Source organism: Alteromonas sp. P256, assembly GCF_036864455.1.
GTDB lineage: Bacteria > Pseudomonadota > Gammaproteobacteria > Enterobacterales > Alteromonadaceae > Alteromonas.
This window is the reverse complement of the sequence record NZ_JAZETM010000016.1, coordinates 1-12,586: the sequence shown is the minus strand read 5'-3', so window position 1 is coordinate 12,586 and position 12,586 is coordinate 1. Positions and strand designations below refer to the sequence as shown.

Below are 12,586 nucleotides of genomic sequence, written 5' to 3'. Positions count from 1 at the left end.
TAGGCTATTAACGGCGTTTGAATGGAGGGTGACCGCTGAAATTGGTTGAGCTGCTGTTTTCTTCAATAGTTTCAAATTGAGCAACGTCAATAACTGGGATGCATTCGACTGAGCGTTTAAATGGCGGCTTACCACGCATGTCCACGCTCATTCTATTTTCACATTCAGTGGCGGCACCTAGCAGCTCAAACTGAGCCACATCGTGCTCCTGTACTTCAACAAGTTTGCGCTTAAAAGGCGGCTTGCCGGTACGATCCACAATAATCATTTTCGTTACACTTGCGTTGTTAGCGCCTTCATTGGCAACAGCAGAAGTGAACGGTACTGCGGCTATCGAAGATAGCAGTAAAAGAGGTAGTACAAGTTTCTTCATGGTAAACCCTCATTTTGCGAATAATCGCTGGTTAGTACGTCTAAAGTCTAACTTTTGATGACAAAAAAATAACCCTATCTCGCGATAGGCAAAAACTATCAGTTAATAAGGTATTAGCAAAAAGGCTTTATCAACAAATAAGGGGGTTGCACGTTTTATGTGCTGCTTTGCACGCTGCTGGTGCGAAGTGCTGCTGAAAAATTAAGTAACTATTGCAAAATCATAGGCTTATTATTTGGCTTCGTTATTGCTGTGTTTATCTTCATACAATTCATTGCTGCGAATGAAGCTAATTACGATATATGAAAACACACACTAAGCGCCTTTCAATAAGCACCTTGTTGACGATATTTATTGCAGTATTCACAGGCAATGTATTGAGCAGTAGTGTGGCTAACGCCAATTCGTTTTCGTTAACAAGCAGCAGTGGCGGAACCTTGTACTTACAAAGTTTTGATGCGGACAAGCGCGAATTCAACTATCTCATTGATACTGGCTCTTCCCTAACTATTTTGAATAAAGCCACCTTTAAGGTTTTTGCAGCTCAGCAAGATGTGACTGAAGAGGGCGTGGTGATTGCAAAACTAGCGAACGGTAAAAAGCACAAAGTGAAGCTTTACACCATACCTACATTGGCGTTAAGTGCAGACTGTCATTTTGATAATGTAAAGGTGGCCGTAATGGACAATCAGCACAATATCCTTGGAATGGAAGTGTTGGGCAGAGCAGCACCGTTTGGTATCCAAATGTCGCCACCCACATTAACGCTGCACCAATGCGACGATGATATCAGCTCAGAATTACTCGCAAAAAGCCCTGCAAAACTTGTTTTATAGCCGCTTTTATAAACAGTGCAATAAAAGCGTGTTGTAAAAACCAGTTTCCATTGTTCTATCTTTTTCATTCTGTTCTCTAGGGTGTTTTCCTATCGGCACTATTACCAATCATGTAGATTAGCCACACTGCATTAGACGTAACGAGGCAAACATTTCATGCAAATTGGCGGAAAAACTCAGCAAGAAGCATTATCAACACTGCGCGACATGACAACAGATATGTTCCCAACTTCTGTTTCAGAGCACACAGGCAGAATAGAAAAAGCGCAGCGCTACATGCAGGCCAATGATATAGCTGCACTTTATCTCAATGCAGGTACTAATTTAGCCTATTTTACGGGAATGCAGTGGTACGCCAGCGAGCGCTTAGTTGGCGCCATATTGCCAGCGCGTGGAGACGTTGTTTATATTGCCCCGACCTTTGAGATTGATTCCTTAGAAGAACGTAAGCTTATTGCTGGACACATAGAAGGTTGGCAAGAGCACGAGAGCCCCTACGCCTTATTCGCAGAGCTACTGAGCGACATTGATACCGCGAATGGCAGCAAGGTTGCAGTCGACGAATCAACACAGTTTTTCATTGTGGATGGATTCAGTAAAACCCTGCCTAAAACCATGGAAATAATCAATGGTAGCGAAGTGACTGCCCATTGCCGTATGCACAAATCGCCTCATGAGCTAGCACTTATTCAGCGAGCCATGGATATGACGTTAGCGGTTCATAAGGCAACCGCAAGTATGCTCAAAGAAGGAATGACAACTACGGAAGTAGAGGCATTCATTAACGAAGCCCACAGGAAAGTGGGTGCAAGTGGAAGTTATTTCTGTATCGTTTTGTTTGGCAAGGCCACCTCATTTCCACACGGAGTGAAAGAGCCGCAGGTTTTAAAAGCCAACGATCTTGTTTTAATCGATACTGGCTGCAAGCTGCATGGATACCTATCAGATATTACACGAACCTATTGTTTTGGCGAGCCAAGTGCAAAGCAAAGGCTGCTGTGGAGTAGTGAGAAACAAGCGCAAATAGCGGCGTTTAATGTGGCAACGGTGGGAAGCACGTGCGGCGACGTAGATGCAGCTGCAAGACACAGCTTAGAAGCTGAAGGCTTAGGGCCAGATTATACGCTGCCAGGATTGCCTCATCGTACAGGTCATGGCATTGGGATGGACATTCATGAATGGCCTTACCTAGTAAAAGACAATCCTCATCAATTAGCGACCGGTATGTGTTTTAGTAACGAGCCTATGATTGTTGTGCCCGGTGAGTTTGGCATTCGTTTAGAAGATCATTTTTATGTCACTGACGCCGGCCCTGTATGGTTCACCAAGCCAAGTAAATCAATCACTGAGCCGTTTAATGACTAAAGCGGCTTTTAAAACCCTGTCTCATACCGGTCAATAAGTAGTAGTGATTACGCATACTAGATAAACATCATTCGAACCCTTCAGTGGGATCCTCTACACTCACGCTAATTTAAAAAGTTGTAAAAAAATTGTAAATTTAAAAGGGCGAATTGCCGCCCGACTAAGTCTCATGAGGTAAAGTGATGTCTGACAATAATGCTGCTATCAATGAAGAGCTTACTATGTTCAAAGACATGGTATTGCGTTTTATGGACCAAGAAATACTGCCGAATTATTCAAAATGGGAAGACGACCATCATATGCCTCGGGAAGTGTGGCATACCATGGGACGAGCGGGAATGTTGCTTGTTGATATGCCTGAAAAGTATGGGGCAGCTGATGCTAGTTTTGATGTTTGTCAGATGATTCAAGAAGAAATGTGTCGTCTCGGTCTGCACAGTTTAGCAACGGGCTATAATATTCACGCCAATATTGTTGCGCCCTATCTGTTAAACATCGGAACCGAAGAACAAAAAGACTACTGGTTGCCGAAAATGGCCACAGGGGAAGTGCTTACCGCATTAGCAATGACAGAGCCTAATGCAGGCAGCGATGTGGCAGGCATGAAAACCAACGCTGTGAAAGAGGGTGATAGTTACATTCTCAACGGCTCAAAGGTGTTTATTACCAATGGCAACCAGGCGGATATGATCATTGTTTGCGCCAAGACCGATCCAAAAGCAGGTGCTAAAGGAGTGTCGTTGTTTTTGGTCGACACCAGTCTTCCTGGGTTTTCTACCGGAAAACCCATTCACAAAATAGGTCAGCACAGCAGCGATACTGGCGAACTCTTTTTTGAAAATATGAAAATTCCAGCTAACGCACTATTGGGCGAAGAGGGACGTGGGTTTGCCTATTTAATGCAAGAGCTACCTAGAGAGCGCTTGGGTTGCGCAGTGCAAGCTATTGGCCATGCACAAGGTGCACTCGACCTTACCATTGATTACGTAACCCAACGCAAGGCGTTTGGTCAAACAGTAGGGCAATTTCAAAATACGCGGTTTAAATTAGCCGAATGTCAGACTGAACTTGAAATGTGTAAAGCGCTATTAGAAAAACACATGGACAAGTTTAGTCGTGACGAAATGACGGTAACCGATGCCGCGATGCTTAAATTGGCAGCCACCGAGATGCAGCTGAAAATGGTGAATGAATGTCTGCAATTATTCGGCGGCTATGGCTATACCGATGAGTATCCTATTTCACGTTTTTATCGAGATGCACGGGTGCAAACCATTTATGCAGGCAGCTCCGAAATTATGAAAGAAGTCATTGCACGCGGAATGCTCGGGCGTTAACTATCTTTCTTCGTTTAACTAGCGTATTTAATGCGCCCGCTTATTGTGCGGGCTTTATTTCTTTTACGGTTCTTGTATGGTTCTTTTATAGTTCTTTTATTTTAACACCGGCATGCTTCCCCAAACGATGTATCAAAGCATCACCAAGCGCTGATGCGGGTGTCCAAAAGCCCCCTTTGACATTAGGTATATCTTTTGCCAAGCAAAGCGCGGCTTGCGAAAGCATTTTTGCAGTACTGCCATACCCCGGGTCTTTGTCACCGGTAACTTGTACTACCTGTCTCTTGCCATTGTCTAATTCAGCATAAAAGCGCATGTCGAACATGCCGTTTTCTTGGTCTTCAACCGATGGGCCTTCACCAGGTTTTGGTAAAATGTGATTTGCGAGTAAATTCCTAATGGGCGCAAAACTGGCCGCCCCTACAAATGCGCCTAAACCCAGGGTTGTTATCCATGCCGTGCTTGCGGTTTTACTGGACATAGCTTCATCGTATTTGAAGGCTTCTCCATACATAGTACCAAGCAGTTGATTACTGCGATGAACAATACGTTCATTAATGGCTGCCATAACAAAGGGCATTGTCCAAATGCTAAGTTCGTTGTCGTATTCTGCTTTCTTATGATTTTTTTGGCGTAAATGAAAAGGATGTCCAGCATTACAAAGCACGTAAGGGTTTACCAAAAGCTTTCTCAGACTCGGGTTGTCACTGGCCTCTTTAAGCACGTTTAACATGCTGGCGATAGTGCCCCCAGATGCTGCGCCTTTAATCTTATATACCCGCATCTTTATTTGCGCGGCAGGACTTCCCGTTTTTTCAATAGCGCTTCGCTGGGAAAAATAAACCCCTAAATCTGATGGAATTGAATCGAATCCTGAACAGTTAATAATACGAGCTCCTGAGGCTTGTGCCTGAGGCTCATATTTATCGAGCATCGCTTTTATCCATTGAGGCTCACCGGTTAAGTCGCAGTAATCCGTGCCGGTGTTTGCACATACTTTTACCAGAGTCTCACCGTATAGCGCATAAGGCCCCACAGTGGAGATAATAACGTTGGTTTTCTCGCACAACGCGGTAAGCGCGGTTTCGTCGCTGGCATCAGCAACAAAGTGAGGGACTGATGTTAAGCCATGCTCTTTTTTTAATGCGAGAAGCTTTTGCTCATCTCTTCCTGCAATGGCCCAAGAAAAGGTTTCTTCAGCGTAGGTAGCAAGATAGGAAATCATGATTTTGCCAACGAAGGAGGTGGCGCCATATAACAGTATGTCGAATTCTTTTGTGGGCATAGTCGTGTTCATATTCTTCTTATAATAATGTGGTGGTAAAATCTAGGTACGAATATCTAAGCTAGGTCAGTTTCTCTACTTATCTATCTATTCTACTTGCCCTGCTGAGGGCGAAGAGCAAGCTTTCCTTGCTCAACAGATAATGTAATGGGAATACTAGAGAGAAGGTTAACCGTTTTATTTGTTGTGTCTAATTTATACACGGGGTTAGACACTAAGTAGCCATTGATAAGCTGCATCACTTCTTTGCCTAAAGGTGCGAGGTTGCCTTTATATCCCGCCGCATCCACAGTGCTATCAAGCAACGACAATGAGTGAACAAAAATCGCTTTTTTCTCACTGTCATAATAAGGGGTGCCTTCTAAAGACAAGCGTATTTTGGCGGGATAGCTAAAACCAAACGCGTTTATGCTGGCTGTGGCGTCGGTGCCCAACTGAACAACATCTCTTCCTTCGGGGCCAATGTTTACTGATATGTCATTTACCTCTAAAAGCAAAGGAATACCAGCAAGCGACGCTTTTTGCTGAAGTTTATCTAGCTGACTTCCTAATACCTGCTCTACATCTGCATTTGAAACCGTATACACAGATAGCTGAGACAGTGCTGCGCACCCATTCAAAAATACCATGGCGGCCAATAGGGATAAAAACTTCATTACGATTACTCTCTTATTACATTCATGTTGTCACATAGTAGACATTAAAGGGTGTGTGAGGTCTACCTTTTAACGTCATAAGGCTTTTTCCTATTAGCTAATAGTTTCAGCTGTGATTCAAAATATGCCAACTTCGCACCACCTTGCCGTCTGGCTCTGCTGAGTACCCGTTAACAATAGGTGGTGATGTTGAAAATTTAGTGGCTCAAGTGTGGGTTGTTGAAGAGGGAGCGGTGCCTATAAACTTCTATTGGTCGGCGTCAGAAGATGATGCGAACTGGGCAATAGTCGTCAATTAATCAGCAAAGCGCCTGTAATAATTGCAGGCGCTTAATGCTGTTACTCTTGGTGAGCACGTTTCATTAACCAAGCATAGGCCGTGGTGAAAGCAGGCTCTTGAAATTGTTTTAACCCTGTATCTGAAAATGGCACTGCAACCGGGTTTCTGCGCAACGATTCTTTAATTTCGGTGGGGCCAAATACAACAACCTCTAACCCATCAATTAATTCAATAGCCGCTTCAAGCTTAAATCCAATGGCGCTGCCAGCAAATTTGCCTTTACTCTGGCGCTGACGAATAACGACAGCATCAATTTTATAGTCGGTCATTAATTTTTCAAATGTGCTTTGAAAACTTTTAAGACCTTTCGCACTGGTATCGGCCAGCGTTAAACGGCGGGTTCGGCAGTCGGGTACATGAAACAAGCCATCTATTAATGACAAAAGACATACTGTCGCTTCATTACCTTTTAGATCTACACCACAAACTTTCATACTATTTCCTATTTATATTTGTGTTCAGTGTACCGTAATTATCATTGGAAGCCATACGTGCTGTTATGGGTCCCTGCAGTGGTACGTCGAGTGATGTGTTAGAAAAGTGTATGTCGCAATCTTTAAAATCAGTACCGTAAGGCCCAAGACTAGTGTATACCCTAGGATTGTGCAAATGAGTTGTACTCTGCTACGCTCCCGTAAGTTTTCCATTTACTCTTGTAAATTAGACCAATGTTGGATGGGTTTGTCATCTATAACAATCTAAAATGTTGAAAATACATTGAAGTGATATTTTTTTGTATTTGAAGTCAGAATTTCAAGGTTTCAATACGCATGCAAAAGACATTTAAAATTTAGGACGCTGTAACTATGAACATCACTCGATTTTTTTCAAAATACACAGTTACACTTTCGCTTATTCCTGCAATTTTATTATTCTTTGTTTTGTCATATCAATCTATCAGTGATGTTTCTTCAATTCGCCGTGCTAGCGCTATTTCAGACCAAGTATCGATAGCAATATTGAGTAACCAGTTGGTGCATGAATTGCAAAAAGAGAGGGGTATGTCTGCGGCGTTTATTGGCGCTAAGGGGGCAAAGTTTGCATCGGCCTTATCCGCACAACAACGCGCAACCGACGATGCAAAAAATAAACTGCAGAATTTAAAAGCAGCCCAGCAAGCTGATGGTGAAGTCAATCGCCACATAAATGACGTGCTTTCGAATCTAGAGCGCTTAGCGTCTATTAGGCGTAGCGTTAACGCACTTAGCGTGTCTTTGACAGAAGCATTATCATATTACACGTCTAATATCTCTGCATTGCTGGCATTAAATAAAGAGTTTGCCAATCTCTCAAAGGCCCATGATATAAAGCAAAAATTGTTCAGTATTGCTAACCTTGCCTATGCAAAGGAAAATGCAGGTATTGAAAGAGCGGTATTAAGTAATGGGTTCGCCAGTGATTCATTTTCAAATGCTGCGCTGCGTCGTGCGAATCAGTTGGCTACGAAGCAGGCGGCGTATCTGGCCGCTAGCGTTTTGCTGTCTGATAACGATACTACCTCACTGCTGACAACCTTCCAACAATCCCAAGGCGAACGAGACGTTGAGCAATATCGAAAGTTGCTTGAGACTCAGTCGTCTAACTTTCAAGTGGACGCCGAACAATGGTTTGCTGCAAGTACTCGGCGTATAAACAGCTTAAAAGCATTGCAAGATAGGCTTTTACAGGGTGTGTTGTTAGCCGAGAAAAGCTTAATACAGCATCACCAGGGAGCACTTGCGGTTTCGTTTGTTCTGCTACTGGTATCGGGTGTTTTTAGCGTTATTTTATTTTTAATATTACGACTCACGCAAATACAGTCGTCAGAGATGACGATAGCGATTAAAAAAATAGTTAAACAAAAGGACCTGTCAATTCGCATTAACAAGAAAAGTGATGATTCCTTGGGGCGAGCAGCCGAAGAGGTGAATTCTATTTTGGCGCAATTTCAAGATGATTTGGTAAAGTTTCAACGTTTCAGTCAAGAAGTTGCTTCACTAAGTGCGGACACTGCCACCTTAATACAGCAAACCGAAGTGAATTTAGTGGGGCAACAGCAGCACGTTTCTACCATCTCTGCTGCGTCGGAACAAATGGGTGAAAATGCCAATCAGGTTAATACTGCAATGCAGGAAAACAGTGAAAGTGTGGCGATGGCAGCCGAAGAAACGCAAAAAGGGTATGAAACAGTTATTCACGCTATAAAAAGCATTGAGGTCTTAGCGGCCGAGGTTGAGGCGCTGTCGTCGAGTATTGACAACCTGAGTACGCAATCACAAGGTATTTCAACCATGGTCAATATAATTGAAGCCATTGCCGAGCAAACAAATTTATTGGCACTAAACGCGGCAATAGAGGCAGCTCGCGCCGGTGAACAGGGGCGAGGTTTTGCTGTGGTTGCTGATGAAGTTCGCGCACTAGCTGCTCGTACCAGCGACTCGACAAAGGAAATTTCGCAAATAGTAACTGCGCTTCAACAGGGCTCCTTACAAGCAAACGATGCCATCAAGCGCGGTATTTCTCTTGCTGAAGACTCTGCTAGAGGCGCTGATGATATCCGCTTGGTACTCGATAGTATCGTAGAGAAAATGCATACCATTGAACGCGTGGCCGAGAGTGTGTCTCATGCATCGGGTGAGCAAACAATGGCAGTACAAGAAATTGGTGAAAAAATAGTGAACATTAATACCCAGGCAGAAGAAAATGTTGCTGGTGTAAAAAATGTCACGTTATCAACAGTACGGCTATCTGATATTGCCGAAGAAATGCGCGACGTTGTCGGGCAATATAAAACGTAAACTGCTTGGCATTAACGTAATGCTGAGCAATAACGCTGAGTATTTGGTTATTAAGAGCTACAGATTTTAGCGCTTCAAATTTTAGCGTCCCTGCCTGTCTCTATCACCCTTGTTTTTAACGCTTTAGTTATTAACATTTCAGTTTTTGAGATTGTGCCCTGTATCATTCTTCTCATGTCAGAGCTTGAAGAAAGTTGCATTATAATCACGCTCACTGCGAATACGGACTAGCGCATAGTAAACATTAAAGGCAGCGATAAATCTATCCTATATGTAGCGGTACAAATTAATTACATAAAGGCAAGGGGGGCGTTGCAAGGTATGATGAGGTTATTGTTTGGCAAAAGGCGAGGCCCCAGTTAAGGGGCCTCTAGTGCGGCGAAGAGCCGCGACCATGTTGAAACTGCTACTCACATGGTGTGATGTATTTAGTTCGCTACGAGATTAAATTCTTCCGTTAAGCTCAGCCGAAATGGGTGAGTCTTGTAAGCCTTGCTCAGCAATCCACGCTTGAAGTGTTTTACCGTCTGCTTCTGGCGCTTGTAGGTCTTTGCTTGGCATTTTCTTAACCAATAATGTACCTACTTCTACAGCGTTGTTTACTACTGCCGTGCGGATAAGGCTTTGACCGTTACAGGAAACACCTGCGTAGTAATCGCGAAGTTTCAAACGGTAATCTGACTGTACGCTACGCATTTTCTTTCTAAGCTCACCTTTGTCGTCAGCCTCTACAATAGTGCAGATGTTAGCTAGTGCATCGTTGATGCCGTCTGCTTGTGCTGCGTTCGAGAAAGCAAGTGTAGATGCTGCGATGATGATAGAGGTTTTAACTATTTTCAACATGGTTAAAGTTCCTGTGGTTAATGGTTTAATGTTTTTTGCAACTCGCTCGTCGTTGCTTGAGTTGTATTAAACGCCACCTTCGCAAAAACAAAAACATGTTGGGCGATATATAGGTATTTAAAACTATACTTTAGGTTAAGCCCTTTGCAGAGAAGCCAATAATGCTCATTAAAAATCAGCGCCGCGGGCTTTTTAATCTAAGCCGCGAGCTTTTTAATCTAAGCCTCGGGCGCTTTTATCATCTCGCAGGCATTTGAATTTGCGTTGGACACGCTTTCATCGACATTGAGGGCACTTTGAACATCAATGCGTGGGGCTTTCTTTACAGTTGAATTAATGAGTAGTAGGTTTTGCTTACAACTAAAAATAAGGAAAAGCACATGAAGTGCCTGTCGGTTTGTTTTGCTGTATTTGTGACTATGTTTATTTCCGCGTGCTCGTCGGATCATAAGACGCCCGCAGTTGATCAGGCAATTGATAATCAATCAAGGGACGTTTTGCGCTGGGAAGCAACGGCAAAGAACGTGACTATTACTCGCGATAACTGGGGCATTCCCCATATTAAAGGGAAAACTGATGCAGATGCAGTGTTTGGAATGCTGTATGCCCAGGCCGAAGATGACTTTAATCGAATAGAGCGCAATTATATTAATGCCATGGGCCGTTTAGCTGAAGATCTCGGCGAGGATGAACTATACCGAGATCTTCGCATGAAGCTGTTTATTCAGCCTGAGCAAATTAAAAAGCAGTATGAAGAAAGCCCACAGTGGCTTAAAAAATTGATGGTGGCATTTGCCGATGGTTTGAATTATTACCTTCACACGCACCCCGAGGTAAAGCCAAAAGTAATAACACGTTTTGAACCGTGGATGGCGCTGACCTTTAGTGAGGGCAGTATAGGTGGCGATATTGAGCGCGGCGTAAATATGGCCCGATTGGCCGAGTTCTATGGTAATGATATGGCAAATGTACCGTATCCAACTAAACCAACGCATTCACCTGACCAATTAACTTCAGAGCCAGGTGGTTCAAATGGCTTTGCTATTGCTCCTAGTCGTACGAAAAACGGTAATGCGCTTCTTCTAGTAAATCCTCATACCAGCTTTTATTTCAGGCACGAAGCTCACGTGCAATCAGAGGAAGGGCTAAATGCCTATGGAGCGTCTACCTGGGGACAATTCTTTATCTACCAAGGCTTTAACGAGCGTGTGGGTTGGATGCACACATCAACCTACGTGGACGTTATAGACGAATACGCAGAAACCGTTATCGAAAAAGAGGATGGTTTGTACTATTTATATGGCGATGAGCATCGCAAGCTCGAAACGCGACTTATCGAACTACCTTACAAAGCAAAAGACGGCACTATGCAGCAAAAGCAAGTCACTGCTTATTTCACCCATCGCGGTCCAATCGTACGTTCACATAACGGCAAGTGGGTGTCGGTGCGCTTGATGGAAGAGCCAGTTAAAGCGCTTGTGCAGTCGTACATTCGCACAAAAGCGCAAAATTACGATGAGTTTTATGCGGCAATGAAAGGCTTAACAAACTCGTCTAACAACACGGTGTATGCAGACGCCGATGGCACCATTGCCTACTTTCACGGTAATTTTGTACCTCGTCGAAATACAGCTTTCGATTATACCCAGCCAGTAGATGGAAGTAACCCCGCTACAGATTGGCAGGGCATTCATCCATTAGAAGAGCATATTCATATTAAAAACCCAGGGAATGGCTGGATTCAAAATACCAATAACTGGCCTTACAGCGCGGCGGCAGAGTTCAGCCCTAAAAAGGAGGATTACCCAGCGTACTATTCGGGTACCACTGAAAACTATCGCGGTATTCACGCCATTAATTTACTCACAAATACGACTGATTTTGACGTCGATAGCCTTATTGATGCCGCTTACGATAGCCACCTAACTGGCTTTGATGTATTGCTACCACCCTTGTTCGAGGCCTTCAACGACCTGCCAAGCTCCAACCCACGAAAGAAGGCATTGGCAGCGCCTATAGCAGCTTTACAAGCATGGGATAATCGCAGTAGCGTTGAGAGCGTGCCTACCTCTGTTGCTGTTTTCTGGGGCATGGATTTTATGCAGGCCGTTCGCAATAGAGCGCGAGCGGCTGATGTAAGTGTTTATACCTATATGGAGAGCATGGCTTCTAATGATGAGCGCCTTATTTCTCTAAAGTCGGCTGTTGATAAGCTAGCTCGTGACTTTGGAACCTGGCAGACTCCATGGGGAGAAATTAATCGCTTCCAACGCATTAGCCCCGATATTCGACAGCATTTCGATGATGATGCACCAAGCTTACCCGTTGGTTTTGCGTCTGGCCGGTGGGGAGCTCTTGCGGCCTACGGCCAAAACTATGGCCAGGGTGAAACAAAACGAATTTATGGCACGCGTGGAAATAGCTTTGTGGCAGCAGTTGAATTTGGCGAAAAGCTAAAGGCTAAGGCGATAACCGCGGGTGGCTTGAGTAACGATCCGAGTTCTCCACATTACAACGATCAAGCGGCAGTCTATGTCTCAGGTAAATTGCGTGATGTGTATTTTTATGCTGACGACATTGCTGCGAACGCAGAAGAGACTTATCAACCAGGGCAGCGCTGAATAAACTAGAGAACTGCATAGGAACGGCGCGCGAGAGTGCCGATTAATCAAACCGCAGATACAAAAAAACCAACTAAATAGTTGGTTTAGAGATGGTACCAGAGGCCGGACTTAGACTGGGCCGACACTCGGACGGTACGCCAGCGTGCCGAT

The 12,586-nt window shown here is 44.1% G+C and carries 11 protein-coding genes; 6 read left to right on the top strand and 5 right to left on the bottom strand.

What is annotated here, in order from left to right:
• Window positions 1–7: 7 nt before the first annotated feature.
• Window positions 8–373, bottom strand: a complete 366-nt coding sequence (locus V7R39_RS17180) for a hypothetical protein (RefSeq protein WP_334032172.1) — start codon at window positions 371–373, stop codon at window positions 8–10.
• A gap of 302 nt (window positions 374–675) precedes the next feature.
• Here V7R39_RS17180 and V7R39_RS17175 point away from each other — a divergent pair, with 302 nt between their 5' ends.
• From V7R39_RS17175 to V7R39_RS17165, 3 genes are all read left to right on the top strand, one after another.
• Window positions 676–1,209: a retropepsin-like aspartic protease gene (locus tag V7R39_RS17175; RefSeq protein WP_334032170.1), complete on the top strand. Its 534-nt coding sequence runs from the start codon at window positions 676–678 to the stop codon at window positions 1,207–1,209.
• Window positions 1,210–1,365: 156 nt separating this feature from the next.
• A complete protein-coding gene (locus tag V7R39_RS17170) occupies window positions 1,366–2,574 on the top strand; it encodes a M24 family metallopeptidase (protein ID WP_334032169.1) in 1,209 nt (402 codons plus the stop codon).
• Window positions 2,575–2,756: 182 nt separating this feature from the next.
• Window positions 2,757–3,911: an acyl-CoA dehydrogenase family protein gene (locus tag V7R39_RS17165; protein ID WP_334032167.1), complete on the top strand. Its 1,155-nt coding sequence runs from the start codon at window positions 2,757–2,759 to the stop codon at window positions 3,909–3,911.
• Between the two features lie 85 nt (window positions 3,912–3,996).
• Here V7R39_RS17165 and V7R39_RS17160 read toward each other — a convergent pair whose 3' ends face one another.
• Together V7R39_RS17160 and V7R39_RS17155 are read right to left on the bottom strand one after the other, a co-directional pair.
• Entirely contained in the window at window positions 3,997–5,208 is a 1,212-nt protein-coding gene (locus tag V7R39_RS17160; protein WP_334032165.1) for a saccharopine dehydrogenase family protein, read from the bottom strand.
• 80 nt (window positions 5,209–5,288) lie between these two features.
• Window positions 5,289–5,852, bottom strand: a complete 564-nt coding sequence (locus V7R39_RS17155; protein WP_334032163.1) for a DUF1439 domain-containing protein — start codon at window positions 5,850–5,852, stop codon at window positions 5,289–5,291.
• Window positions 5,853–5,995: 143 nt separating this feature from the next.
• Between V7R39_RS17155 and V7R39_RS17150 the strand changes: the two genes are divergently transcribed.
• Entirely contained in the window at window positions 5,996–6,151 is a 156-nt protein-coding gene (locus V7R39_RS17150) for a hypothetical protein (protein ID WP_334032162.1), read from the top strand.
• A 40-nt stretch (window positions 6,152–6,191) separates the two neighbouring features.
• Here V7R39_RS17150 and V7R39_RS17145 read toward each other — a convergent pair whose 3' ends face one another.
• Entirely contained in the window at window positions 6,192–6,626 is a 435-nt protein-coding gene (locus V7R39_RS17145; protein ID WP_334032161.1) for a DUF3010 family protein, read from the bottom strand.
• A 372-nt stretch (window positions 6,627–6,998) separates the two neighbouring features.
• Here V7R39_RS17145 and V7R39_RS17140 point away from each other — a divergent pair, with 372 nt between their 5' ends.
• Window positions 6,999–8,969, top strand: coding sequence for a methyl-accepting chemotaxis protein (locus V7R39_RS17140; protein ID WP_334032160.1), 1,971 nt, complete (start codon window positions 6,999–7,001; stop codon window positions 8,967–8,969).
• A 444-nt stretch (window positions 8,970–9,413) separates the two neighbouring features.
• Here the strand turns inward: V7R39_RS17140 and V7R39_RS17135 are convergent, their stop codons facing one another.
• A complete protein-coding gene (locus tag V7R39_RS17135; protein WP_334032158.1) occupies window positions 9,414–9,812 on the bottom strand; it encodes a DUF3718 domain-containing protein in 399 nt (132 codons plus the stop codon).
• Window positions 9,813–10,192: 380 nt separating this feature from the next.
• On the opposite strand from V7R39_RS17135, the gene V7R39_RS17130 reads away from it, so the two are divergent.
• Window positions 10,193–12,433 carry a penicillin acylase family protein gene (locus tag V7R39_RS17130; RefSeq protein WP_334032156.1) on the top strand — a complete coding sequence of 747 codons (2,241 nt, stop codon included), beginning with the start codon at window positions 10,193–10,195 and terminating at the stop codon, window positions 12,431–12,433.
• Window positions 12,434–12,586: the final 153 nt, after the last annotated feature.